The organism is Nocardia sp. NPDC004340, assembly GCF_053602575.1.
The window spans coordinates 449,708-473,146 of the sequence record NZ_JBSGDW010000002.1; the positions used below are offsets into that span (position 1 = coordinate 449,708).

Annotated in this window: 26 protein-coding genes; 14 read left to right on the forward strand and 12 right to left on the reverse strand. The window is 68.6% G+C overall.

What is annotated here, in order from left to right; translation table 11 throughout:
- Positions 1–51 precede the first annotated feature (51 nt).
- A complete protein-coding gene (locus tag ACWEOI_RS09635) occupies positions 52–1,698 on the forward strand; it encodes a fatty acyl-AMP ligase (RefSeq protein ID WP_433668347.1) in 1,647 nt (548 codons plus the stop codon).
- Between the two features lie 74 nt (positions 1,699–1,772).
- Here ACWEOI_RS09635 and pth read toward each other — a convergent pair whose 3' ends face one another.
- On the reverse strand, positions 1,773–2,354 hold the full coding sequence (pth, locus tag ACWEOI_RS09640) for an aminoacyl-tRNA hydrolase (protein ID WP_357092023.1): 582 nt from the start codon (positions 2,352–2,354) through the stop codon (positions 1,773–1,775).
- A gap of 25 nt (positions 2,355–2,379) precedes the next feature.
- On the reverse strand, positions 2,380–2,979 hold the full coding sequence (locus ACWEOI_RS09645) for a 50S ribosomal protein L25/general stress protein Ctc (RefSeq protein ID WP_433668349.1): 600 nt from the start codon (positions 2,977–2,979) through the stop codon (positions 2,380–2,382).
- Positions 2,980–3,351: 372 nt separating this feature from the next.
- On the opposite strand from ACWEOI_RS09645, the gene ACWEOI_RS09650 reads away from it, so the two are divergent.
- Positions 3,352–3,600, forward strand: coding sequence for a hypothetical protein (locus tag ACWEOI_RS09650; RefSeq protein WP_357092029.1), 249 nt, complete (start codon positions 3,352–3,354; stop codon positions 3,598–3,600).
- A 119-nt stretch (positions 3,601–3,719) separates the two neighbouring features.
- Entirely contained in the window at positions 3,720–4,193 is a 474-nt protein-coding gene (locus tag ACWEOI_RS09655) for a hypothetical protein (protein ID WP_452359379.1), read from the forward strand.
- Between the two features lie 70 nt (positions 4,194–4,263).
- Here ACWEOI_RS09655 and ACWEOI_RS09660 read toward each other — a convergent pair whose 3' ends face one another.
- Complete coding sequence (locus tag ACWEOI_RS09660) at positions 4,264–4,926, reverse strand: lysophospholipid acyltransferase family protein (RefSeq protein WP_452359577.1); 663 nt, start codon at positions 4,924–4,926, stop codon at positions 4,264–4,266.
- A 109-nt stretch (positions 4,927–5,035) separates the two neighbouring features.
- Between ACWEOI_RS09660 and ACWEOI_RS09665 the strand changes: the two genes are divergently transcribed.
- Together ACWEOI_RS09665 and ACWEOI_RS09670 are read left to right on the forward strand one after the other, a co-directional pair.
- On the forward strand, positions 5,036–5,635 hold the full coding sequence (locus ACWEOI_RS09665) for a TetR/AcrR family transcriptional regulator (protein WP_452359380.1): 600 nt from the start codon (positions 5,036–5,038) through the stop codon (positions 5,633–5,635).
- 103 nt (positions 5,636–5,738) lie between these two features.
- On the forward strand, positions 5,739–7,364 hold the full coding sequence (locus ACWEOI_RS09670) for a peptide chain release factor 3 (protein ID WP_452359381.1): 1,626 nt from the start codon (positions 5,739–5,741) through the stop codon (positions 7,362–7,364).
- A 31-nt stretch (positions 7,365–7,395) separates the two neighbouring features.
- On the opposite strand, the gene ACWEOI_RS09675 is transcribed toward ACWEOI_RS09670, so the two are convergent.
- The gene (locus ACWEOI_RS09675) at positions 7,396–7,917 is read right to left on the reverse strand and encodes a nuclear transport factor 2 family protein (RefSeq protein WP_357280429.1); all 522 of its coding nucleotides are present in this window, start codon (positions 7,915–7,917) and stop codon (positions 7,396–7,398) included.
- A gap of 83 nt (positions 7,918–8,000) precedes the next feature.
- On the reverse strand, positions 8,001–8,888 hold the full coding sequence (locus ACWEOI_RS09680; RefSeq protein WP_433673484.1) for an Abi-alpha family protein: 888 nt from the start codon (positions 8,886–8,888) through the stop codon (positions 8,001–8,003).
- Positions 8,889–9,236: 348 nt separating this feature from the next.
- Between ACWEOI_RS09680 and ACWEOI_RS09685 the strand changes: the two genes are divergently transcribed.
- Positions 9,237–10,559, forward strand: a complete 1,323-nt coding sequence (locus tag ACWEOI_RS09685; RefSeq protein ID WP_433668358.1) for a hypothetical protein — start codon at positions 9,237–9,239, stop codon at positions 10,557–10,559.
- Positions 10,550–11,413, forward strand: coding sequence for an Abi-alpha family protein (locus ACWEOI_RS09690; RefSeq protein WP_433668359.1), 864 nt, complete (start codon positions 10,550–10,552; stop codon positions 11,411–11,413). Before ACWEOI_RS09685 ends, ACWEOI_RS09690 begins: the two co-directional genes overlap by 10 nt.
- Positions 11,414–11,502: 89 nt before the next feature.
- Here the strand turns inward: ACWEOI_RS09690 and ACWEOI_RS09695 are convergent, their stop codons facing one another.
- The 3 genes from ACWEOI_RS09695 to ACWEOI_RS09705 all read right to left on the reverse strand — a co-directional run bounded on the left by ACWEOI_RS09695 (position 11,503) and on the right by ACWEOI_RS09705 (position 15,090).
- A complete protein-coding gene (locus tag ACWEOI_RS09695; RefSeq protein WP_433668361.1) occupies positions 11,503–13,311 on the reverse strand; it encodes an ATP-binding cassette domain-containing protein in 1,809 nt (602 codons plus the stop codon).
- A 68-nt stretch (positions 13,312–13,379) separates the two neighbouring features.
- Complete coding sequence (locus ACWEOI_RS09700) at positions 13,380–14,318, reverse strand: 4-(cytidine 5'-diphospho)-2-C-methyl-D-erythritol kinase (protein WP_357092055.1); 939 nt, start codon at positions 14,316–14,318, stop codon at positions 13,380–13,382.
- Positions 14,319–14,337: 19 nt separating this feature from the next.
- Positions 14,338–15,090: an SDR family oxidoreductase gene (locus ACWEOI_RS09705; protein ID WP_452359382.1), complete on the reverse strand. Its 753-nt coding sequence runs from the start codon at positions 15,088–15,090 to the stop codon at positions 14,338–14,340.
- Positions 15,091–15,183: 93 nt separating this feature from the next.
- On the opposite strand from ACWEOI_RS09705, the gene ACWEOI_RS09710 reads away from it, so the two are divergent.
- The 5 genes from ACWEOI_RS09710 (at position 15,184) to ACWEOI_RS09730 (ending at position 19,840) form a co-directional block, all read left to right on the forward strand.
- Entirely contained in the window at positions 15,184–15,777 is a 594-nt protein-coding gene (locus tag ACWEOI_RS09710; RefSeq protein WP_452359383.1) for a TetR/AcrR family transcriptional regulator, read from the forward strand.
- A 102-nt stretch (positions 15,778–15,879) separates the two neighbouring features.
- Entirely contained in the window at positions 15,880–16,086 is a 207-nt protein-coding gene (locus tag ACWEOI_RS09715) for a heavy-metal-associated domain-containing protein (protein ID WP_357092063.1), read from the forward strand.
- On the forward strand, positions 16,083–16,979 hold the full coding sequence (locus ACWEOI_RS09720; protein ID WP_452359384.1) for a hypothetical protein: 897 nt from the start codon (positions 16,083–16,085) through the stop codon (positions 16,977–16,979). Before ACWEOI_RS09715 ends, ACWEOI_RS09720 begins: the two co-directional genes overlap by 4 nt.
- A complete protein-coding gene (locus ACWEOI_RS09725) occupies positions 16,976–19,216 on the forward strand; it encodes a heavy metal translocating P-type ATPase (protein WP_452359385.1) in 2,241 nt (746 codons plus the stop codon). The genes ACWEOI_RS09720 and ACWEOI_RS09725 overlap by 4 nt, the downstream gene beginning before the upstream one ends.
- A gap of 123 nt (positions 19,217–19,339) precedes the next feature.
- Positions 19,340–19,840 carry an LpqN/LpqT family lipoprotein gene (locus tag ACWEOI_RS09730; protein WP_433668369.1) on the forward strand — a complete coding sequence of 167 codons (501 nt, stop codon included), beginning with the start codon at positions 19,340–19,342 and terminating at the stop codon, positions 19,838–19,840.
- On the opposite strand, the gene ACWEOI_RS09735 is transcribed toward ACWEOI_RS09730, so the two are convergent.
- Entirely contained in the window at positions 19,841–20,035 is a 195-nt protein-coding gene (locus ACWEOI_RS09735) for a DUF397 domain-containing protein (protein ID WP_433668371.1), read from the reverse strand.
- The gene (locus ACWEOI_RS09740; protein ID WP_452359386.1) at positions 20,025–20,918 is read right to left on the reverse strand and encodes a helix-turn-helix domain-containing protein; all 894 of its coding nucleotides are present in this window, start codon (positions 20,916–20,918) and stop codon (positions 20,025–20,027) included. Before ACWEOI_RS09740 ends, ACWEOI_RS09735 begins: the two co-directional genes overlap by 11 nt.
- Positions 20,919–21,349: 431 nt before the next feature.
- On the opposite strand from ACWEOI_RS09740, the gene ACWEOI_RS09745 reads away from it, so the two are divergent.
- Positions 21,350–21,574 (forward strand): hypothetical protein, encoded by a 225-nt coding sequence (locus ACWEOI_RS09745; protein WP_452359387.1) that lies wholly within the window; start codon positions 21,350–21,352, stop codon positions 21,572–21,574.
- A gap of 194 nt (positions 21,575–21,768) precedes the next feature.
- Here the strand turns inward: ACWEOI_RS09745 and ACWEOI_RS09750 are convergent, their stop codons facing one another.
- Positions 21,769–22,101 carry a chorismate mutase gene (locus tag ACWEOI_RS09750; RefSeq protein WP_452359388.1) on the reverse strand — a complete coding sequence of 111 codons (333 nt, stop codon included), beginning with the start codon at positions 22,099–22,101 and terminating at the stop codon, positions 21,769–21,771.
- Positions 22,102–22,281: 180 nt separating this feature from the next.
- A complete protein-coding gene (locus ACWEOI_RS09755; RefSeq protein ID WP_452359389.1) occupies positions 22,282–22,860 on the reverse strand; it encodes a hypothetical protein in 579 nt (192 codons plus the stop codon).
- Between the two features lie 176 nt (positions 22,861–23,036).
- Here ACWEOI_RS09755 and ACWEOI_RS09760 point away from each other — a divergent pair, with 176 nt between their 5' ends.
- A complete protein-coding gene (locus ACWEOI_RS09760) occupies positions 23,037–23,432 on the forward strand; it encodes a VOC family protein (protein ID WP_452359390.1) in 396 nt (131 codons plus the stop codon).
- The last annotated feature ends 7 nt before the right edge of the window (positions 23,433–23,439 follow it).

Below are 23,439 nucleotides of genomic sequence, written 5' to 3' on the forward strand. Positions count from 1 at the left end.
CTCGAACACGGGATATTTGAATGCTGGTCCGGCATTCGAGGAGTGTTCTGCGTGAGCCGCTTCACCGACGAAATGTATGCCACCGCCCGCGTTTCCCAGCGCGGACTGGTGACCGGAGAGCCCGACGCACCACTGCGTCAGACATGGTCCGAGATCCACGACATCGCCCGCCGTATGGCGGGCGGGCTGGCGGCCGCCGGCATCGGCCCCGGCGACGCCGTGGGCGTGCTGGCCGGGATGCCGGTCGACATCGCGCCCGCCTGCCAGGCGGCGTGGATGCGTGGCGCCTCGCTCACCATGCTCCATCAACCCACGCCGCGCACCGATCTGGAGGTGTGGGCCCACGACACCGAGACGGTGCTGGGCATGATCGAGGCGCGGGCGGTCATCCTGGGCGCGCCCTTCGAGATCGCGGAACCGCTACTGCGCGAACGCGGTATCACCGTGGTGACCCTGGACTCCATGCGCGCGGGCGACCCCATCGACCCGGTGCCCACGGGCGAAGACGATATCGCGTTGCAGCAGTTGACCTCCGGGTCGACCGGCTCGCCGAAGGCCGTGCGGATCACGCACGGCAATTTCTTCGTCAACGCCTATGCCATGTTCGACCGGGTGAAGTTCCAGCTCGACGACGACGTGATGGTCAGCTGGCTGCCGCTGTTCCACGACATGGGGATGGTCGGATTCCTCAGCGTGCCGATGCAATTCGGCGCCGAAGTGGTGTGCGTGACCCCGCTGGACTTCCTGGCCCGGCCCATCCTGTGGGCCGAGCTGATCTCCAAATATCGCGGAACCGTCACCGCCGCACCGAATTTCGCGTACTCGCTGCTGGCCCGGCGATTACGCAACGCCGACGAGGGCTCGCTGGATCTGAGCAGCGTGCGCTACATGTGGAACGGCGCGGAACCCGTCGACGCCGACACCATGGAGGCGCTCGCCGTGGCCGGACAGCGCTTCGGCCTCAACCCCGCGGCCCTCACCCCGGTCTACGGCATGGCCGAGACCACGCTGGCCGTCTCCATCCCGGATCCGGGACTGGGCCAGATCCTCGATGTCGTCGACGCCGATCTGCTCGAGGCCCTCGGCAAGGCGGTGCCGGTCCGCGATTCGGAACACCATCACGGGGGCGTGCGCCGCCTGCCCACCCTGGGCTACCTGGTCGACAATCTCGAGGGCCGGGTGGTCGACACCGAGCGTCAGCCGCTGCCCGCCCGCAGTGTCGGCGTCATCGAATTGCGCGGGCCCGCGGTGACTTCCGGCTATGTCACCGTCGAAGGCTTCCGCCCCGCGCAGGACGCCGAGGGCTGGCTCGACACCGGCGACATCGGCTACTTCACCGAGGAGGGCTATATCGTCGTCTGCGGCCGGATCAAGGACGTCATCATCATGGGCGGCCGCAATATCTATCCGACCGATATCGAGCGAGCGGCCTTGCGCGTCAAGGGAGTTCGACCCGGCAACGCGGTGGCGGTGCGGCTCGACGCGGGCCAGAAGCGCGAGAGTTTCGCGGTGGTGGTGGAATCCAACGATCACCAGGATCCGGCGGAGGTGCACCGCATCGAGCACGACATCGTGCACGCGGTGTTCTCGGAGGTGGGGGTGCGCCCCCGCAGCGTGACCGTGCTGGGCCCCGGCGCGCTGCCCAAGACCTCCTCCGGCAAGCTGCGCCGCTCGGCGACGGCCACCAACGTGTCCTGAGACGCGAAGCGCCCCGGGGATCGAATCACCCGGGGCGCAACGTAGTCGGTGGCTCAGCGCAGCCGGTCGGCGGCTCAGTGCAGCTGGTTCTGCGCGGTCTCCAGACCCACGCGCAGCAGCAGCTCGACCGCGTCCGCGGTCTGTTCGACGATCACCGGAACCTCTTTGCGCTCCGGCGCGGAGAACGGCTTCAGCACGTAATCGGCGGGATCCTGCCGGCCCGGCGGACGGCCGATGCCGAAGCGGACGCGCAGATAGTCCTTGGTGGTAAGGGCCTGCGAGATCGACCGCAGCCCGTTGTGCCCGCCCTCGCCGCCGCCGCGCTTGAGGCGGATCTGGCCGAAGGGGAGGTCGAGTTCGTCGTGGACGACGATCACCTCGGTGGCGGGCACGGAGAAGAATTTGGCCAGCGCCGCGACGGGCCGCCCGGACAGGTTCATGTAGGTACGCGGCTTGGCCAGCAGCACCTTGCGCCCGTCCAGGCGGGCCTCGAGCAGATCCGCGCCGGACTTCTTGTGCACGGTGAAACGGCCGCCGACCCGCTCCGCGAGCAGATCGGCGACCATGAAACCGACATTGTGCCGGGTGCGCTCGTACTCGGATCCGGGATTACCCAGACCGACCACGAGCGCGGGCCCGGCTGTTGCCTCGGTCATAGAGAACCGTTGCGGGAGTAGGGAGTTACTCCGCGGCGGCCTCTTCGGTGGCGGCCTCTGCGGTCTCCTCGGCGGCAGCGGCCGGGGCGGCGATGATGTTGACGATCAGGGCCTCCGGGTCACCGGCGAGGGTGACGCCCTTCGGCAGCTCGATGCCGCCGGCGAGGATCTGGGTGCCGGCCTCGGCGCCCTCGATCGAGACCTCGATGGACTCGGGGATGTGCAGGGCCTCGGCCTCGATGGAGAGGGTGGTGGCGTCCTGGGTGACCAGGGTGCCGGAGGCGGCGTCGCCGACCAGGGCGACGTTCACGTCGGCGGTGACCTTCTCGCCACGACGCACGATCAGCAGGTCGGCGTGCTCGATGTAGCGACGGATCGGGTGGACGACGACCGACTTGGTCAGCGCCAGCTGCTTCTTGCCGTTGATGTCCAGGTTCAGGACGGCGTTGGTGCCGTGCTCACGCAGGATGGCGGCGAACGCCTGGGCGCTCACGGCCAGGTGCTGCGGCTCCTCGTTGTGGCCGTACAGGACGGCGGGGACATTGCCGTCGCGGCGGGTACGGCGGGCAGCGCCCTTACCGAACTCGGTACGTACGGTGGCTTCGAGAAGGTTGGCATCGGACATGACTGTCTACTCCCTACGGCTCGTCCGGCTGTAATGTCAGCGTGTCGCCAGGCGACGTGGGCCGCCCTGGCAAAGTGGTTGGTCTGCTCGTCGGCGAAGACCAACGTGGACGGCCGAATAGGCCGAGCCGCGTCGATCACGGTGGGCAGCTAGGTGCCACACCCTCGCCGAGACAACCTGAAGACTCTAACACGCTGCCGGAAGGCCCTTGCCGCACCCCCTCGGCGGCCGCGATTTCCACCCTTGTATCCGGCAATTTGACACACTAGTATTTCGCATCACTCGGCCCACCCCTCGATCCCATTCCTACCCGGTCCCGGGCTATAAGAGGGGACGCCGAGGAGCTTGTCTGCCAAGTTAGGAAAACGCTTGATGAAGAACATCCGCCGGGTCGGCTTCAGCGCCGCGGGCATCGCCGCAGTCTCCGCCGCCATCGCGCTCACCGCGCCGATCGCCTCGGCCACCAACAACGACTGCGGCCCGGGCACCCCGCCGCCGACCACCACCACCCCGCCGAAGACCACCACTCCCTCGACGGGCGGCGGCGGCTTCGATTCGATCATCAAGTCGCTGGGCACCGGCTCCGCCACCTCCAACGGTATCGGCGCTTCGGTCGGCTGACGGTTTTCACCGCCGGCAGGCGATTTATCCCGGTTTCGGGGACGGGGATTCCTTTCCGATGCTAGGCAGTTTGATCGGCACGCTGAATAGCTTGTCTCCTGAGTGAGGAACAGAGATCTATGACCAACATCCGCAAGGCCGGCCTGAGCGCCGCGGGCTTCGCAGCCATCTCCGCCACCATCGCCATCGCCGCTCCGTTCGCCACCGCGGACACCACCGTCAACGGCCTGACCGTCGCGGGTAGCGGCTACACGGTGGGCCAGACGTACACCATCACCGTCGTCACCGGCTCGCCCAGTGTCAGCGCGAACGTCTTCGACACCACCGGGTCGAACACCGTGTCCATCGGCACGGCGACCCCGGCGAGCGGAACCGCCACCACGGCCGCCATCAACTGGACGCCGACCTCGGCGGGCACCCACCACATCACGGTCACCCTCAACGGCGGCGGTCAGACCGCGGCCGTCGGACCGGTGGACATCACGGTCTCCGCCGCGACCAACAACACCGGCGGCCTCGACACGGGCAGCGCCGCCGGCCTGCTCCAGTCCCTCGGCATCACCGGCTCCAGCGCCAACGCGCGCGTGAGCTGACCCGGACGCCGAAACGGCCGGTTGTCCGGAATCCCGATCGGATTCCGGACAACCGGCCGTTTTCTCGTTCTCAGGCCGCCCGCTGCTTGAAAGTGGTCGCGTAGCAATCGACGTACGGGCGACCCGAGCGGCTGACGATGTCGGCCATGAGCTCGTCGGTGGCGCGGCGCACGGCCTGCTGGTCGGCGGGCAGGAAATAGCGCGGGTGACCGAAGGAGATGCTGACCTTGGCCGGGCGCAGGAAGCGGCCCTCGCGCGGATTGACCCGATCGGTGCCCGACAGCACCACCGGGATCACCGGGGCGCCGGTCTGCATGGCCACCCGGATCACGCCGGTACGGCCCCGGTAGACGCGGCCGTCGGGCGAACGCGTGCCCTCCGGGTGAATGCCCCAGATGCCGCCCGACTCCAGCACCCGCACGGCGGCGGCGAGCGAATCCGATCCGGCGATGCCGCCGGTGCGGTCGACCGGGACCTGACCGGTGGCGTTCATGACGAAGCGATTGACGCGACCGCGGAACCCGCCCTCGGTGAAGTACTCCTGCTTGGCGATGAAGGTGACCCGGCGGCGTAGCACCAGGCACAGGTAGAGCGAGTCCACGACGGCCAGATGGTTGGCCGCGATGATCAGCGGCCCGTTCTTCGGAACATGGTGCAGCCCTTCGATCTTCGGGCGCCCCAGCAGGCGCAGCACCGGCCCCACCAGGATGTGCTTGAGGAGCCAGTACCACATGGTGTCCACCCAACTCTCGCTGTTTCGACGACTGCGTAGACAGTGTCTACTCGTACTTTTCTACCGGACGGGCGTAGACACTGTCTACGAATGCTGGAGAATGTGACATATGACCGCCGCCGATTCCCCGCGCGAACGAGACGAGCCCCTGCGCGAACGACTCGTCACCGCCGGAGTCGCCATGCTCGAAGAAGTAGGCGCGGCCGAGCTCGGACTCCGGGCGATCGCCCGCGAGGCCGGGGTGTCGCACGGCGCGCCCCGGCGACACTTCCCCACCCACAACGCGCTGCTGGCGGCGGTCGCCGCCCGCGGCTACGCGGACCTGCGCACGGAAATCGACGCCGTGGGCGGGGATACGCCCGAGGAACGGGTGCGCCGGAACTGCCTGGCCTACATCCGCTTCGCCACCGCGCGGCCGGAGATGTTCACCCTGATGTTCCGCCACGATCTGCTCGAGGGCGCGGGCGGGAACCTGCGGGTCACCTGGTCACTGCCCCTGTTCGACCGCTGGCGGCAGCTGGTCGCCGACTGCGCGGGCCCCGGCGCGGACGAGCGGGCCGGCGAACAGGCCCTCGGCCTGTGGACCCAGCTGCACGGCATCGCGGTGGTGGTCTCCAACCGCAGTATCGAGGCGATCGCGCCGGGCATCGATATCGAGGCGCTGGTCGGACGGGCCGTGGCCCGGCATCTCGCCCCGGACCCGGACTGACCTCCGGTTCGAGGGCCACATCGGGCCGGACCGGCCGGTCGGGGCGGGGGGCCGGTCGCGTACCCTGGTTCGGTTGCCTCGTCCGCACATAAGGAGTCCCCCCGTGAGTTCCCCGACTGCCAGCGCGACCTCAGCTACCGCCGGTCGGCTGGCCGGTGAGGCGGCGCGGCGGCGCACCTTCGCGGTGATCTCCCACCCGGACGCGGGTAAGTCCACGCTGACCGAGGCGCTGGCCCTGCACGCCAAGGTGATCTCCGAGGCGGGCGCCATCCACGGCAAGGCGGGCCGCAAGTCCACCGTCTCCGACTGGATGGAGATGGAGAAGGCGCGCGGTATCTCCGTCAGCTCCACGGCCCTGCAGTTCGAGTACGGCGAGTGCGTCATCAACCTGGTGGACACCCCCGGCCACTCCGACTTCTCGGAGGACACCTACCGCGTGCTCACCGCGGTCGACGCCGCGGTCATGCTCATCGACGCCGCCAAGGGCCTGGAACCGCAGACGCTCAAGCTCTTCCAGGTGGCGCGTGACCGCGGCATCCCGGTCATCACCGTCATCAACAAGTGGGACCGCCCGGGCCAGGCGCCGCTGGAGCTGCTCGACGAGATCGTCGACCGCATCGGCCTGACCCCTACCCCGCTGTTCCTCCCGGTCGGCATCGCCGGCGACTTCCGCGGCTTGCTGCGCCGCGGCGAGGAGGGCGCGGCCACCGAGTACATCCATTTCACCCGCACCGCCGGTGGCGCGACCATCGCCCCGGAGGAGAGCTACACCCCCGATCAGGCCGCCGAGCGCGAGGGCGACGCCTGGACCACCGCCGCCGAGGAGAGCGAGTTGCTCTCCGCCGCCGGGCAGGACCACGATCAGGAACTGTTCCTGGCCGGGCACACCTCGCCGGTCATCTACGCCTCCGCCATGCTGAATTTCGGTGTGCGCCAAATCCTCGAGACCCTCGTCGAGCTCGCGCCGCCGCCGCGCGGGCGCACCGACATCAAGGGCGAGCCGCGCGACACCACCGCGCCGTTCAGCGCCGTCATCTTCAAGGTGCAGGCGGGCATGGACACCGCGCACCGCGACCGGCTGGCGTTCATGCGCATCGTCTCCGGTGAATTCGAGCGCGGCATGGTGGTGACCCACGCCCAGACCGGGCGGCCCTTCGCCACCAAGTACGCGCTGACCGTCTTCGGCCGCGAGCGCACCACCGTCGACACCGCCTACCCGGGCGACGTGGTCGGCCTGGTCAACGCGACCGCACTGGCCCCGGGGCACACGCTCTTCGTGGACAAGAAGGTCGAGTTCCCGCCGATCCCGTCCTTCGCGCCCGAGCACTTCGCCTCGCTGCGCGCCAAGACCGCGGACAAGTACAAGCAGTTCCGCAAGGCCATGGATCAGCTCGACTCCGAGGGCGTGGTGCAGGTGCTGCGCAACGACGCCCGCGGTGAGCAGTCGCCGGTGCTGGCCGCGGTCGGTCCCATGCAGTTCGAAGTCGTCACGGCGCGAATGCAATCCGAGTTCAATGTCGACACCCAGCTCGACCATCTGCCGTTCCAGCTGGCCCGGCGCACCGACGCCGAATCGGCCGCGGAGCTCAGCCGGCAGCGCGGCGTCGAGGTCTTCACCCGGACCGACGGCGCGATCCTGGCCCTCTTCAGCGACAAGTGGCGGTTGCAGTACATCGCCAAGGAGATGCCGAAGCTGACCCTCGAACTGCTGGTCGCCGGAACGGAATAGGACTCCGTCGGCTTCGGGCGGGAGCGGGCGGTCAGCCCAGCGTGCCGGAGCCGTCCGAGCTGGGCTCGACGCGGGGCGTGTCGGCGGGATCGCGGGCGATCAGGCCCCAGCGGCTGGAGGTCAGGCGCAGGCTCGGCAGGTCCGAGAGCGAGAGCACGACCTCGTAGGTGCGTTCGTAGCCGGTGTGCGCGATGCGCCACTGCCCGTCCTCGCAGCGCACGTATTTGTCGGTGTAGAACGCCGCGCCGCGGAGGAGCATGTTGTGGCCGGGGATGAGCACGGTGTCGGCCAGGTACCAGGTTCCGGTCGCCTCGTCGCCGTCGACATCGATTTCCGGGTGGTCGCAGCGGTGTTCGGTGATGACGTGCGGGCCCAGCGTATTGCGCATGAAGGCGAGGAAGGCGTCGCGCGATTCGAACTGGAGGTACTCGCTGTAGGTGGCGGTGGCCTCCGGAATCATGGTGTCGGCGAACTCCTCCCACGCCTTCGTGTCGAGCGCGCGCAGGTAACGGAACTTCAGCCGGCTGATCGCCGCGACGGCATCGGAATCCATACCTTCCACAATCCCATCAGGAGCGGGAAACCTGAGGAAATCGGCACGGATTTGTACCGGATCGCTATCAGCCGGATACCGAGTCAGTTGTTGATGGTGAAGCAGGTGCTGCAGAAGTCCTCGCCGAATTCGGTCAGGCGCAGGCTCTTTCGAACGATCTTGGGGACTCGACCGGCCTTTTTCAGCGCCTGCTCGACGACGGGCTGCACTTCCAGCACCATGTATCGCGACAAAACGACCGGATCATCCGAGGTCATAGTGAGACCGAGGCGGTTCAGATTGATCAGGTAGTGCCGCGCGCGGTCCGGGTAGCGGACGCCGGACTGCTCCGGAACCGAGGTCAGATCCCCCACGACCAGCTCCGACCCGATGCCCAGCGGCCGGTTGGTGCGCACGTCCACCGACGGCTGCGGGCCCTGCAACGCCATGAAGCGCAGGATCCGGGCCTCGTCGGGGGCGAGCTGATCGAGGATGCGGTCGTAGGCCGGGTGCACGTCCTCGGTGAAGTAGACGTCGGCCGAGCGGGCCAGCAGCGCGTCGCCGCGGCGGCGCAGATCCTCGGTGGTGCCCGAACGGACCAGACCGCCGCCGTTGGTGATGGCCTGCTGCGGCGCGCCCATGGGAGTCGGTACGTAGCTGACGATCTCGCGGACCGAACCCTCGGTGACACCGAGCGCGCTACGCGCGATCGACCGCAGCGCCGCCCCCGTGCGCTCGGCGATGTCGGCCGAGGACTCGCCGTCCAGCGCGGCCTGGGTCAACTGCTTGGTGATCTCGAAGCTGGTGCCGACCGCCCACTCGGTCCCCCGCACCGCGGTGCCGGCGGCCAGCCCGGCGGCCCGGAAGACCCCGCGGATCAGGCGGGCCTCATTGCTGATCTGCCGCTGCTCCACATCGGAACTGCGTTCCACGGCACGAGGTCCCGGACGGGTCACGTCCTGCCCCGGGATCCTGTCTTCCGCCACGTCCATCTCCGAATACGCCAGGTGAACCGAATCGTCCACAGATTATTGCCCCCGACGGACCTGCGGGCACGTCGAACCCGCGAGCCTGACGAGGTTACCCCAGTCCATGTCCGCCCAGTAACGACGCACATGACCCCCAACACGAACGATCTGAGAACGATATGGATGTGGTCTCCGCCATTCTCGTGGTCCCATCAAGAGAGAGGAACATCGAGCCCGCGCAGTGTGACCGAGATCTCCGACCCAGACACTCTGCGGCTGGACTCACTTCCTGAATAGCCAGTAAGGTCCGAACCGCCGATGGGGTAGTCAACGCCGACGGCGGTGCGTTGCGGGTCGGCAGGAGGGTGTCGCGTGCTAGAGAGTGTCTTCGGGGTGCGTCCGACCCTCCTATTGGAATTGATCACGATTCCGCTGTTCACGGGCGTGATCGGCTATATCACCAACTGGACCGGCGTGCTCATGCTGTTCAAGCCGATCCGGTTCCACGGATTCCGGCTGCCCGGTTTGGCCGCGGTGTTTCCTTTGCTGCCCAAGCGGATTCAGGTGCTGCCGCTGCTGCAGTACGACGGGCGGATCGGCTGGCAGGGGATCGTGCCGTCGCGCGCCGACAAGATGGCCAGCATCGCCGTCGACAAAGGCTTGGCGAAACTCGGGAGTGTCGCGGATTTCTATCGCGAACTGGAACCGGACAAGCTCGCTGAACATTTTGTTGAAATTGCCGATCTTCAGATCCGCAGCATTGTCGAGGACATCCTCAAACGCGAACATCCACAGCTCTGGTACAACCTGCCGACAGGTGTGCGGGAGATGGTCCACAACCGCGTGCGGGAACAGTTGCCGGATATTCTCCGGGAACTCACCGATGAACTCGGCAAGAACATCGATCAGCTGCTGGACGTCAAGTCCATGACCATCCGCTACTTCCAGGCGCGGCCGCAGATGCTGAATTCCGTGTTCCAGGTGCTCGGCGCCAAGGAACTGCGATTCATGCAGAACTTCGGCTTCTACTTCGGCGCGCCCATGGGTCTGGTGCTGGTCGGCGTCCTGCACTGGACGCACTGGTCGTCGCTGGTCGTGCTGCCGGTCGGCGGGGTGATCATCGGCTGGGTGGTCAACTGGATCGGCATCAACCTGATCTTCGAACCCGCCTATCCCAAGTGGTGGTGCCCGTGGCGGCAGGGCCTGCTGATCAAGCGGCAGGACGAGATCACCGAGGGCTACGCGGCTCTGGTGGCCAGCGAGATCATGACCGTCGCCAATATCGGCGACGAGCTGCTCAACGGCCCGCGCGCCGACCGCACCATGCAGATGCTCACCGACACCCTGCGCCCGGCCGCCGACCGCGCGCTCGGCCCGGCCCGCACGGTGGTCAAGTTCGCCCTGGGCAGCCGGGAGTACGACACCCTGCAGGACACCCTCACCAACGAGGCGATGACCATCGCGCCCATCGCCTTCGCCGACCCCGCGTTCAACGCGCAGCAGGGCGTGCAGGTGCAGGAGTACATCGCCAAACAAATGTCGGCGCTGCCCCCGCCGGAGTTCGTGGACATGCTGCGTTCGGCCATCAAACAGGACGAATGGCTTTTGTTCGTCCATGGCGGCGCGCTGGGGCTCTTCGCCGGTTACGCTCACCTCCTGATCTTCGGAACAGGAGTCGCCACCACATGGATATGACCGAATCCCCCTCTGGTGAGGACGATCCCGCCGATCCCTCCACCGTCATCGCTGTTCGCGAGCCCGCGCCGCTGCCGGTGCCGGTGGATTCGAGTGAGCGGCGGGGTTCGGCCGGACCGGTCCGCGCCGCCACGGGAGTGGTTCGGGTGGCCGTGTCGGCGGCGGTCGAGGCCAGTTTCTGGAGTCTGCACACCGCGCTCGGCGTGACCTCGGTGGTGCTGCGCGGCAGCATGGCCGGGCAGCCGCCGCGCGAGATCCTCTCCGACGCCGGCGCGCAGGTGCGGCAATCGGTCCGGCAGGCGCTCGGCGTGCCCGTGCCCGAGGACCTCGACGCCGCAACCGATTCCGGGCACACCGCGCTGCTGCGCGCCCGCGGCGCGGAACTGCTGCGCCGCTCCGCGGACTTCCACGCCGAGGACGACACCCACCACCACACCGCCTACTCGCGCATCCTGGGCGAACTCGCGCCCGACGAGGCGCGCATCGTGCGGCACCTGTACCTGGACGGGCCGCAGCCCGCGGTCGAGGTGAAGACCGGACGCAGCTCCTACCGCGGCGTGTTCAACCTGCTGGGCGAGGACGCGGCCCTGCGCTACCCCAACCGGATCGACGAGTACCTGGCCAATCTGGATCGGCTCGGACTGCTCGACGTGACCCGCGAAGCGCTGGGCAACCCCAACCGGTACCAGCTGCTCGAGGCCATGCCGGAAGTGCGGCGGCTGCTCAAGCGGGCGAGCTTCGGCACCAAGGTGCTCTACCGCACCGTCGAATTGACCTCGTTCGGTGCGGGTTTCGTCCGCACCTGCCTGCCCGTTCCGTCGCTGGACCCGCAGGTGCTCGAGCAGCACGGGTAGACCTCGACAGCGTTCGCAAACAATCAATCGCCGTCCACCACCAGGGTGAACGGCGATTGTCGTTGAAGCTCAGGCGTTGTCGCCGGAGCTCACGCGTCTTCGGCCAGTTCCAGCCAGCGCTCTTCGGTGGTTTCCTTCTCGGCCTGCACCTGCTTCAATTCGGCGCCCAGCTTGACCAGCTTGTCGGGCTCGGTGGCCGCTTCGGCGAGCGCCGCGTGCAGCTTCTCCTCGCGGTCGGTGAGCTTCTCCAGCGCGCGTTCCAGCTTGGCGAGTTCCTTGCGGGCGGCGCGGTAGGCGGCCGAATCCGTGGCCGGGGCAGCGGAATTCGCGGCGGCGGCCGGGGCGGCGGAGCGGGCCTGGGTGGCCGGGCCGCCGGTCAGCGCGGCGCGTTTACGCAGGTATTCCTCGATGCCGCCGGGCAGGTTGGTGAGTTTGCCGTCGCCGAACAGCGCCCAGGTGGTGTCACAGATGCGCTCGATCAGGTAGCGGTCATGGGAGATGACCACCATGGTTCCGGCCCAGCCGTCGAGCATGTCCTCGAGCTGCTGCAGGGTGTCGATGTCGAGGTCGTTGGTGGGCTCGTCGAGCAGGAGCACGTTCGGCTCGGCCATCAGGATGCGGGTGAGCTGCAGGCGGCGGCGCTCGCCACCGGACAGGTCGCGGACCGGGGTGCGCTGCTTGGCCGGGGTGAAGCCGAGCCGCTCGGCCAGCTGACCGGCGCTGATCTCCTTGTCGCCCAGCATCATTCGCTGCGCCACGTCCTGCACCGCCTCCAGGACCCGCATGTCCAGCGGCAGGTCGTCGAGTTCCTGGCGCAGCCAGCCGATCTTGACGGTCTGACCCTGGATCCGCTTGCCTGACTGCAGGTCCCGCTCCCCCGCGAGCGCGCGCAGCAGGCTGGTCTTGCCGGAGCCGTTCACGCCGACCAGGCCGACGCGTTCGCCGGGCGCGAGCCGCCAGGTCAGGTCCTTCACCAGTTCCCGGCCGTCCGGGAGGGCGAGGGTGGCGTCCTCGAGCTCGATCACCACGCGGCCCAGGCGCTTTCGCGCGAAGGAGGCCAGTTCCACGGTGTCGCGCGGGGCGGGGACGTTGGCGATCAGGGCCTCGGCGGCCTCGATCCGGTAGCGCGGCTTGGAGGTGCGGGCGGGCGCGCCGCGGCGCAGCCAGGCGAGTTCCTTGCGGGCCAGGTTCTGGCGGCGGGCCTCGCTGGCGTCGGCCTGGCGGACGCGTTCGGCGCGAGCGAAGATCCAGTCGTTGTAGCCGCCGTCGTAGGTCTCCACCTTGCCGCCCTGCACCTCCCAGGTGCGGGTGGCGACGGTGTCGAGGAACCAGCGGTCGTGGGTGACGACCACCAGCGCGCTGCGGCGTTCGATCAGGTGCTCGGCCAGCCACTGCACGCCCTCGACGTCGAGGTGGTTGGTGGGCTCGTCGAGGACCAGCAGGTCGAGGTCGCGGACCAGGGCGGCGGCCAGCGCGGTGCGGCGGCGCTCGCCACCGGAGAGATTGGCGACCGGGGTGTCCAGACCGAGGTCGGCGATGCCGATGCCCTCGACCACGGAACGGATGCGGGGGTTGGCCGCCCATTCGTGCTCTGCGACACCGTCGGTGCGCTGATCCTCGGCCAGACCCGCGAGGACCACGTCACCGACAGTCGCGTCCTCGGGCAGGACTCCGCGCTGGGTGACGACCGCCATCCGCAGGTAACCGACCTGGCTCACCCGTCCGGAGTCGGGCTTCTCGAGACCTGTCAGCACTTCCAGCAGCGTCGTCTTGCCGCCGCCGTTCATGCCGACGACACCGATCCGCTCCCCCTCCTGAACCCCGAGGGACACCTTGTCGAGCAGCGGCTTGACGCCGAAGCTCTTGGAGACGGTTTCCAGGTTGATCAGGTTGGCCACGGGATCCTCTACGACGGTCGATTGCTTGCCCCGAGCAAGCCTACCGAGCAGCCGTGACCGTCCTTCGGTCAGCGCTTGGCGGCATCCAGCGGATCGGTGATGCGGCGCGCGCCCGGGACCGGGCCGTGGGCGGTGCGGACGCTGCGGGCGACGCCGGCGCCCGCGAGCTCGGCGGCGACGGCGACCGCGGCCTCCTCGCTCTCGCACAGGAAGGCGCAGGTCGGGCCGGAACCCGAGACGATGCCCGCCAGGGCTCCCGAGGTGACGCCGGCCCGCAGGGTGCGGCGCAGGTCGGGCTTGAGCGAGAGCGCGGCGGCCTGGAGGTCGTTGCCTAGTAGCGGGGCGAGCTGGGTCGCGTCGCCGGAGGCCAGGGCCTGGAGCAGGTCCTCGGGGCTGCCGAGGCGCGGCGGGTCGCCGGCCTCGCGCAGGCGGTCGAGTTCCTTGAAGACGGCCGGGGTGGACAGGCCGTCCTTGGCCAGGGCCAGCACCCAGTGAAAGGTGTTGCGGGACAGCACCGGGAGCAGCTTCTCGCCGCGGCCCCGCCCGAGCGCGGTGCCGCCGTGCAGGGAGAACGGGACGTCGCTGCCGAGTTCGGCTGCGATGTCGGACAATTCGGCCCGGCTGAGGCCGAGCTCCCACAGGTCGTTCAGCCCGACCAGGGCAGCGGCGCAGTCCGCGCTGCCGCCCGCCATCCCGCCGGCCACCGGAATCCCCTTGGTGATCCCGATTTCCACCAGCGGGGCCCGGCCCGCCTGATCGGCGAGCCGGACCGCCGCCTGCCAGACCAGGTTGGTGCGGTCGGTGGGCACCTCGTCGGCGCCCTCGCCGGTCACCTTGACCCGCATGGCGGCGGCCGGGGCGATCTCCAGATCGTCACTGAGCGAAAGGGCTTGGAAGACGGTGGTGAGGTCGTGGTACCCGTCTTCGCGCAGGTCACCCACCCCGAGGTGCAGATTCACCTTCGACGGGGCACGCACGATCACCGGGCTCGGCACAACTGACAGCACGCGCCAAGCCTAATGGTGCTCAGAGCAGCGCACCGCCCGTGGCGTCGATCCACTGGCCGGTGACCCAGCGGCTGTCGTCGGAGGCCAGGAACGCGACGATATCCGCGATCTCGGCGGGCTCGGCCACGCGATTCAGTGGCGACTTCGCCGAGACCGCCGCCATGGTCGCGTCGTTGCGCAGCCAGTCGGCGTTCATGTCGGTGTCCACCACGCCCGGCGCCACCGCGTTGACGGTGATGCCGCGCGCGCCGACCTCCTTGGCCAGCACCGAGGTGAAGGCGTCGATCGCGCCCTTGGTCATGGTGTAGGCGAGCAGTTCCGGCATGCCCGCGCCGTGGGTGAGCCCGGTGGAGACGTTGACGATGCGCCCGCCGTCGCGCAGCCGGTCCAGGCCCAGCTTGGTGACGAAGAACGGGGATTTCGTATTGACGGCGAAGACCCGGTCGAAGGCCTCCTCCGAGGTACCCCCGATGGGTTCCCGGACGCCGTCGATGCCCGCGTTGTTGACCAGGATGTCCAGGCCGTCGGCGTGGGCGTCGAAGGCGGTCCACAGCGCGTCGGCGTCGCCGGGCACGCCGAGGGTGGCGGCGAACGCGAAGGCCTGGCCGCCCGCGGCCTCGATGCTCGCGACGGTCTCCTTGGCGGCGGCCGCGTTGCCGTTGTAGTGGACGCCGACCCGCGCGCCGTCGCGGCCGAGGCGCTGCGCGATGGCGCGCCCGATTCCGCGTCCGCTGCCGGTGACCAGTGCCGTCTTACCGGAAAGTGCGCCCATGACCTCGTCCTTCGTTCGTCGGCCACATTCTCTAGTGACCGCTACAGAAAGCGACGATAACACATGTGTAGCGGTCGTTATAAAATCGCCGACATGGCCACAACCACCCGGGGTCGCCCCCGCTCGTTCGACCGTGACGCCGCCCTCGACCAGGCGCTGCGGCTGTTCTGGGAACGCGGCTACGAGGCCACCTCGGTCAGCGACCTGACCAAGGCGCTCGGCATCGGAGCCCCCAGCCTGTACGCGGCGTTCGGCGACAAGCGGAAACTGTTCGACGAGGTCCTCACCGCCTACGGCATGAGCTACGGCGGCTTCGCGGCACGCGCCTTCACGGAAGAACCGACCGCCCGCACCGCCGCGGAGCGCACCCTGCGGGAGGCCGCGGCCGAATACGCCCGACCCGGCCGGCCCCCCGGCTGCCTGGTCATCCACGCGGGCACCAACACCACCAATCATGAAGTGCTGCAACTACTTCAGAAGCTGCGCAACGACAATATCGACGCCTTCGAGCGGCGGATCCGCGAGGACGTGGCGGCCGGACGCCTGCCCGCCGACACCGACGCCCGAGCCCTGGCCCGCTACACCGGGGCCGTCATGCAGGGCATGTCGCAGGCCGCGCGGGACGGCGCGGACGAGGACGAGCTGCGGCGAGTGGCCGCGCTGGCCATGCTGGCCTGGCCCGCGTGAATTTCTCGGACCAACCGCTTGCGTCAGGTACCCATGGGGGGTATGTTTCTCGGTGTCGAGGATACCCCCTCACCGTATGAGAAGCGAGCTAAGGAGACCACCATGGCCACCAGCACCTACACCGTCACCGGGATGACCTGCGGCCACTGCGTCGGTTCGGTGCAGAAGGAGATCGGCAAGATCGACGGTGTCACCAGCGTGGATGTGGATCTCGCCAGCGGCCTGGTCAAGATCGAGTCGGCCGCCGAGCTCGCCGACGCCGATGTGATCGACGCCGTCGACGAAGCGGGTTACGAGGTGGCCAGGTGAACGATCGACTGAAGTTCGCCGCCTTCGGTGGCGGACTGGTCGTCTTGTTCGGAGCCGCGCTCGGCATCGGCGCCCTGGTGGGCGACCGGTCCGGCGCGGCCCCGGCCGAGGCCGCCGACCACTCCCAGCACGAGACCGCCGCGCCGACCGGCCTGCAGGACAGCCTCTCCGGCTACACCCTCGGTGAGATCAGCGCCCCGGCCACCCCCGATCAGCAAGGCGCACTGCGCTTCCGGATCACCGGACCGCAGGGCACCGTCACGCGATACGACAATCTCCACGACAAGGACCTGCACCTGATCGTGGTCCGCTCGGACGCGAGCCAGTTCCGGCACGTGCATCCCACCCGGGCCGCCGACGGCACCTGGTCGCTGGACTGGAAGTGGGCCGCGCCCGGCAGCTACCGGGTGTTCGCCGACTTCTCCCCCGCCGGCGGGCCCGGCGAACTGGTCCTGAGCCGCACCGTCGCGGTGGCGGGCAATGTGACCGACAAGCCGCTGCCGCCGGTCGCCAGAACCGCCGACGTGGACGGGTACCGGGTCACCCTCACCGGTGATCTGACCACCGCGGGCAGCGAACTGACCTTCGGCGTCACCCGGGACGGCAAGCCGGTGACCGACCTGCAGCCCTACCTCGGCGCCTACGCGCACCTGGTAGCCCTGCGGGCCACGGACCTGGCCTACCTGCACGTCCACCCCGAGGGCGAGGTCGGCAAGACCGCCCCCGGCCCCGACGTCGCCTTCCACGCGGAAGCGCCCAGCGACGGAAAGTACCGCCTGTACCTGGACTTCCAGCACGGCGGCGCGGTCCACACCGCGGAATTCACCGGCGAAGCATCCACCGCCGCACCCGCTTCGGGTGCGCCCGCATCACACGGAGGAGGTCACTCATGAGCGCCCCGGCTCCCGAGCGTTCGATCGAACTCGATATCGGTGGAATGACCTGCGCCTCCTGCGCTTCCCGGATCGAGAAGAAGCTCAACCGGATGGACGGCGTCACAGCGTCGGTCAACTACGCGACCGAGAAGGCGAAGGTCAGCTTCCCCGACTCGGTGACCGCCGATGACTTGATCGCCAAGGTCGTCGACACCGGCTACACCGCGGCCGTGCACCACACCGAACCGGTGAAAACCGAGGCGGCAGAGACCGATTCGGGCCCGACGGCGGCGGATCTGTTGCGGCACAAGCTGCTGGTGACGCTCGCGCTCGCGGTGCCCGTGGTCGCCATGGGCATGTTCCCGGTCTTCCAGTTCACCAACTGGCAGTGGCTCTCGCTCACCCTGACCGCGCCCATCGTGGTGTGGAGCGCGTCCCAGTTCCACCGGGCCGCGTGGGTGAACGCCAAGCACGGCGCGGCCACCATGGACACGCTGATCTCGCTGGGCACGCTGGCGGCGTTCAGCTGGTCGGTGTACGCCCTGTTCTGGGGCAATGCCGGAATGCCCGGCATGAAGCACCCGTTCAGTTTCGCCATCGAGCGCGGTGATTCGTCCTCGGCGCTGTACTTCGAGGTGGCGGCCACCCTGGTCACGGCCATTCTCGCGGGCCGCTATTTCGAGGTGCGGTCCAAGGAGAAGGCCGGGTCCGCGCTGCGGGCGCTGCTGGAGCTGGGCGCGAAGGACGTGTCGGTGCTGCGCGGCGGCGTCGAGACCCGGATTCCCATCGGCGATCTGCGGGTCGGCGAGGAGTTCCTGGTCCGTCCCGGCGAGAAGGTCGCCACCGACGGCGTTGTGGTGAGCGGCAGTTCGGCGCTCGACATGAGCATGCTGACCGGTGAATCGGTGCCGGTCGAGGCGGGTCCCGGCGATCAGGTGGTGGGCGCGACCGTGAACGCGGGCGGTCTGCTGACCGTGCGCGCCACCCGGGTCGGCGCGGATACCCAACTGGCGCAGATGGCTTCGCTGGTCGAGGACGCGCAGAACGGCAAGGCGCCGGTGCAGCGGCTGGCCGATCGGGTGGCCGGTGTGTTCGTGCCGATCGTCATCGCGATCGCGGTGGCGGCGCTGGGCTTCTGGCTCGGCACCGGTGCGGCGGTGGCGACCGCGTTCGGCGCGGCCGTGGCGGTGCTGATCATCGCCTGCCCGTGCGCCCTCGGCCTGGCCACGCCCACCGCGCTGTTGGTGGGCACCGGGCGCGGCGCGCAGCTGGGCATCCTGATCAAGGGCCCGCAGGTGCTGGAGTCGACCCGGCGGATCGACACCGTGGTGCTGGACAAGACCGGCACCGTCACCACCGGCAAGATGACGCTGGCGGAAGCGATTCCGGCGTCCGGCGTCGATGCCGACGAGCTGCTGTCGGTGGCCGCGGCCGTCGAGCACGGCTCCGAGCACCCGGTCGCCAAGGCCGTGGTCGCCGGCGCGGCCGAGCGCGGACTCGACACCGAGAAGGTGGAGCAGTTCGTCAGCCACGGCGGCAAGGGCGTGCAGGGTCTGGTCGGCGAGCGGGCCGTGGTCATCGGGCGCACCGAGCTGATGGCGGACTGGTCGATCACGGTGCCGGAAGTCCTGGCGGACGCCAAGACTCGCGCCGAGCAGGCCGGGCAGACCGCTATCGTGGCGGCCTGGGACGGGCAGGCGCGCGGCGTGCTGGTCATCGCCGACGCCGTGAAACCGACCAGTGCGCAGGCGATCTCGGAGATGAAGGCGCTCGGCCTCACCCCCGTGCTGCTGACCGGCGACAATGCCGCCACCGCCCGCACCGTGGCGGATCAGGTCGGCATCGCGGAGGTCATCGCCGAGGTGCTGCCCAGCGACAAGCTGGACGTGGTGAAGAAGCTGCAGGACGAGGGCAAGGTGGTCGCCATGGTCGGCGACGGCGTCAATGACGCGGCCGCCCTGGCCCAGGCCGATCTGGGTCTGGCCATGGGCACCGGCACCGATGTCGCCATCCAGGCCGCCGACCTCACCCTGGTCCGCGACGACCTGCGGGCGGTGCCGACCTCGATCAAGTTGTCCCGCGCCACCTTGCGCACCATCAAGGGCAACCTGTTCTGGGCGTTCGGCTACAACGTGGCGGCCATCCCGCTGGCCGCCGCCGGCCTGCTGAACCCGATGCTCGCGGGCGCCGCCATGGCGTTGTCCAGCGTGTTCGTGGTCAGCAACAGCCTGCGGCTGCGCCGCTTCGGCGGGTGAGTCACGGCGACGGGCCGCTCGGATCGCACGATCCGGGCGGCCCGTCGCGGTCGTCGCCCAACGCTTCGCTGTCATCGTGTTGAATGTCGGGTGTCCACCGCCGCCCCCTCTCGAGGAGCTTCGTTGACCACCATCGCCGAATACCTGGCCTCCGCCCAGATCCAGGCCGCCCCGGTCGACCCCGCGGCCCCCGGCGCGCCGAAGGTCACCGTCGGCGTTCCCGAAGGCTGGCAGCAGGTCCCGCCGCAGATGTTCCCCGGCTCCTTCGGGGTCTGGACCCAGCCGCCGGTCGACGGCTGGGCCGACAACGCGGTTCTCCTGGTGGCGACCTTCACCCCCGCCGTCGACGCCGCCGAACTCCTCAGCCACGCCTTCGCCGATGCCCGCCAGCTCCCCGCCTGGAAGGACATCGACACCGACACCGCGGACTACGACGGCCTCCCCTCCGCCGCCATCACCGGCACCTACGAGGTCCAGAACCTCACCCTGTGGGCCTACAACCGCTACATCATCGCCGACTCCGACAAGGGCCAGTACCTGGTCCAGCTCACCATCACCACCCGCAACGACAGCGACGGCAGCGCCCCCACCGCCATCCTCCAGGGCCTGTCCATCTCGGCGTAACTACCGCTCCCACACCCCACCGGCGAGAAACCGATCCCACTGCTCGCCGGTGAACACCAACGCGGGCCCACCGGGGTCCTTGGAATCACGGACCCCGACCCCACCCCGGCGCAGGAATGCGACCTCGACGCATTCCTGACCGCCGCCGGATCGACTGGACTTGAACCATTCCGCCTGGGACAGTTCATCGTTCACTTTCGAATCTCCTCGCCATTTCCCGCAGCAGCGACCGGCTGATATCCGCCTCGAGCGCGGCATCCGTCAACGTCCGGTGTGCCGCACGGTACCTGTCGACGTCGCCCCGCTCTTCGAAATACATTCCGCCGGTGTAATTCTCGGCGAAGACGACGGTAGGTTCCACGCCGCCACGCGAATCCACCGCGAAATCGAGGATCACGAACGGAGCCATCCCGACTCCGAGAGGAAGGCCGGTGCGGAACGGCAGCACCCGAATCGAGATGTTCTCGGCCGTCCCCAGATCGGCGAGGTGCCGCAGTTGGGCGGTCATGATCTGCGGGGAACCCACCACGGTGCGGAGCACGGCTTCGTGAACCAAGACATCGGCTTTGGCGGGGTTGCGTTTCCGCTGGAGAATGGCCTGCCGGCGGGTACGGAGTTCGATCCGGCGGTCGATTTCCGCGGGACTCTCCTGTGGAAAATAGGCACGGTCCATCGCGCGGGCGTACTCGGCCGTCTGAAGTAGCCCGGGCACCACCAGTGGCTGGTAGAAGGACAGTCCGGCCGCCCCGGCTTCCAACCCGAGATAGACATTGAACCCGGCCGCGATCAGATCGGTGAACGGGTACCACCACGATCGTGTACTGGCCTGGGCCGCAAGGTTCTTCATTACTTCGGTGCGCTCGTCGGACAGACCGTAGAGCTGGCACAGATCAGCGACCTCGCGGGTACGAACCCGTTCGGCCTGTCCCTTCTCGACCCGCCCGAGCGTGGACTTGCCCCACTCCATGTGTTTCGCGGCCTGCTCGAGGGTGAGGCCCAATCCCTCCCGGGCCTCGCGAAGCGCGCGGCCTAGTTGGCGGCGCGGCAATGTCGAACCGGCGCTGTGATCCTCGGACAACGGCTACCCCCTTGGTCCGCAACGGCCCTGAGGTCTTCCCATTCCGGGAACCAGCGTACGACCCTCCCGGGCTGGGAACTGCGGGTTCGCAGAATTTCCACGGGTTCCTCCGGGGTGTGCGGCGCGACCCGCCGTGCCCGGTGACGCTCACCGCATCACCGATGACAAGGAGGGACCGTAATGCCCTGGGACGCATGGGCCCTGATGACCATCGCCGCCCTGTGCGGCGGCGTGATCGTGTGGTCGTGGTGGGGTTTCCACCTCGAGAACCGCAGCGCGACCGCCGACCACCTCCGGCTCTCGACCACCACCGGCGGATTCCTCGAAGTCCCCAGCCGCCCCGGCCTACCAACCGGTCGCCACCGCCGGAACCGAAGCCGAACACGCTCGCGCTCAAACCATCCCCAGTCATCCACACAGGAGATTCACCCATGACCCCCGCCGAGGTGGCCGTTCTCATCGCACTCAGTCCCGACCGCACACTCTCCGCCGCCCAAGTTCAGGTCGCCGCGACGCTTACCACCTGGCGTGCGCGCAACGCCTTGGCGCACCTGGAATCCCGTGGCCTGATCGTTCCCAGTCACCCGCGCGGGCGCTGGCGGATCACCCCGCGCGGTCGCGCGGCTCTCACCTCGAAAGCCAGCCGGTTCGGTTGATCAGGTAGGGCTCGGCGGCGGGTGGTGAGGACTCGGCGGGCGTGTCCGGTTCCGCGGAACAATCGCGGGATGGATTTCGAGGATGTGGGCGGGCCTGCCACGCGGTTGATGAAGGAGCTGGTCGATCGGCGCGGGGAGAAGGCGGGCGCGTCAGCGGTTTCCGGGGATCCGCCCGTCTCCTCGCACCGTCCCTATTACGCGCTGGGCTGCGTCTCTACCGGTCGCGGCGCGGCTGAACCGGCCACTTCCCCCGCGATGAGCGCGCGGTGGCGCTGCTGCTCGAGTTCGATGAATCCGTCGATCAGGGTGTTGTAGACCCGCTCGACCAATGTCGGCTCGACGCCGTGGCGCACCGCCAGCTCACGCAGGCGGACCATCATCCGCACGCGGCGGTCCGGGGCGCGGACCTCGTGTTCGTTGCGTTTGAACGTGGCCGCGCGCATCACCAATTGCTGCCGGGCGCCGAGCAATTCGATGATCCGCGCGTCGATCGCGTCGATCTCGCCGCGCACTTCTTCCAGGGACATGAATCCGGACCTCTCATTTCGAGGCCACCGCTGCGTCAGCCGAGTGACGCGAGACGCGTCGACCACCGCACCGGCAGCCGACACACACGCAAGTCAGAGCCGCCGAAACCTCGGCTGCCACCACGACTGCGTCATCAACATCACTCGGCCATCAAACCACAGGTCCGCGGCGGCCGCCGATCAGTCGAGGTCGTCGAAGGTTTCGATGTCGGCGCGGAACGATCCCCCGTCGGCGGGTGCGATCAGGACCACGAAGTCGGGGAGGGCGGTGGGGGTGGCGTCGCCCTTGTCGTCCGTCGCGCCGGGTTCCGCTTCCCAGTCGAGGAGGTGGACGGTCACGGCGTACGAGCCTGCCGGAAGGTCGATCTCGGTCGGCTTCATGTCGGCCACCGTGGACTCTTCCTCATCGAACGAGCCGACCTCCTCGATGCCGCTGATCTTGGCAACACCCGTGGACACGAACAGGTAAGGCTCGGAGGAGTTCTGCGCGTACTGCCGCTCGCGCTCGGTGAGCTCACCCGCCGCGCCCTGCCGCACCAGCACCCCGAATCGCCCGTCGGACAGGATGTTCAGCGGCACCAGCCGACCGCCGCGAATGTGCTCGACGACCGGTTCGTCATCCAGCAACTCCACTTCCCAGCTGTCGTAATCGACGACATGGGTGAACGCGGCCGGATCCCACAGCGCGAGCATCCCCGAACCGGTGACCGCGGTGAACACCCGCTCGCTCGACACATCGACCGACAATCTCGAACTCATGCCCGTCAGCATGTCAGAACCCACCGACACGACGCGATATCACTCACTACCGCAACGGAATTGGCCAAGAGACGACCTCCGCCGGCCGTCCCTCGGATCGCAACTTGTCGACCCGCTGTGGATGCCCCGGGACCGATTGCGGAGATCGTGTAGAGAACATCGCGTAGATTCCGACCATGCCTCTGGGACACCTCGGCGTCAATGTCACCGATCTCGTTGCGGCGCGACAGTATTACGACCAGCTGATGCCGCTGATCGGCTACGACAAGCTGCTGGCCGACGATACGCAGTTCGCGTACTGGCCCGCGGGCGGCAAGGTCGGCACCTATCTGTTCTTCTACCCGGCCCCGGAGCCGGGCTACTCCCCCGAGCGGGCGGGACTGCAGCATCTCGCGTTCATGGTCCCCACCCGCGCCGATGTCGACCGGGTGCACGACTGGGCCTCGGGGCGCGGCGACGAGATCATCCATACGCCACAGTCCTTCCCGCAGTATCCGCCGCCGTACTACGCCACGTTCTGGCGCGGGTACGACGGCGTCATGCTGGAAGCGGTGTGCCACAAGGACCGGTGAGCCGGGC

Bases quoted from the DNA above. Each gene is read 5' to 3' on its own strand.
- ACWEOI_RS09760 (WP_452359390.1), top strand. From the start codon at position 23,037: ATGCCTCTGGGACACCTCGGCGTCAATGTCACCGATCTCGTTGCGGCG.
- ACWEOI_RS09710 (WP_452359383.1), top strand. From the start codon at position 15,184: ATGGCCACAACCACCCGGGGTCGCCCCCGCTCGTTCGACCGTGACGCC.
- ACWEOI_RS09705 (WP_452359382.1), bottom strand. From the start codon at position 15,090: ATGGGCGCACTTTCCGGTAAGACGGCACTGGTCACCGGCAGCGGACGC.
- ACWEOI_RS09725 (WP_452359385.1), top strand. From the start codon at position 16,976: ATGAGCGCCCCGGCTCCCGAGCGTTCGATCGAACTCGATATCGGTGGA.
- ACWEOI_RS09675 (WP_357280429.1), bottom strand. From the start codon at position 7,917: ATGGATTCCGATGCCGTCGCGGCGATCAGCCGGCTGAAGTTCCGTTAC.
- ACWEOI_RS09750 (WP_452359388.1), bottom strand. From the start codon at position 22,101: ATGTCCCTGGAAGAAGTGCGCGGCGAGATCGACGCGATCGACGCGCGG.
- ACWEOI_RS09665 (WP_452359380.1), top strand. From the start codon at position 5,036: ATGACCGCCGCCGATTCCCCGCGCGAACGAGACGAGCCCCTGCGCGAA.
- ACWEOI_RS09745 (WP_452359387.1), top strand. From the start codon at position 21,350: ATGACCCCCGCCGAGGTGGCCGTTCTCATCGCACTCAGTCCCGACCGC.
- ACWEOI_RS09680 (WP_433673484.1), bottom strand. From the start codon at position 8,888: ATGGACGTGGCGGAAGACAGGATCCCGGGGCAGGACGTGACCCGTCCG.
- ACWEOI_RS09660 (WP_452359577.1), bottom strand. From the start codon at position 4,926: ATGTGGTACTGGCTCCTCAAGCACATCCTGGTGGGGCCGGTGCTGCGC.
- ACWEOI_RS09650 (WP_357092029.1), top strand. From the start codon at position 3,352: ATGAAGAACATCCGCCGGGTCGGCTTCAGCGCCGCGGGCATCGCCGCA.
- ACWEOI_RS09690 (WP_433668359.1), top strand. From the start codon at position 10,550: ATGGATATGACCGAATCCCCCTCTGGTGAGGACGATCCCGCCGATCCC.
- ACWEOI_RS09755 (WP_452359389.1), bottom strand. From the start codon at position 22,860: ATGAGTTCGAGATTGTCGGTCGATGTGTCGAGCGAGCGGGTGTTCACC.
- pth (WP_357092023.1), bottom strand. From the start codon at position 2,354: ATGACCGAGGCAACAGCCGGGCCCGCGCTCGTGGTCGGTCTGGGTAAT.
- ACWEOI_RS09655 (WP_452359379.1), top strand. From the start codon at position 3,720: ATGACCAACATCCGCAAGGCCGGCCTGAGCGCCGCGGGCTTCGCAGCC.
- ACWEOI_RS09715 (WP_357092063.1), top strand. From the start codon at position 15,880: ATGGCCACCAGCACCTACACCGTCACCGGGATGACCTGCGGCCACTGC.
- ACWEOI_RS09645 (WP_433668349.1), bottom strand. From the start codon at position 2,979: ATGTCCGATGCCAACCTTCTCGAAGCCACCGTACGTACCGAGTTCGGT.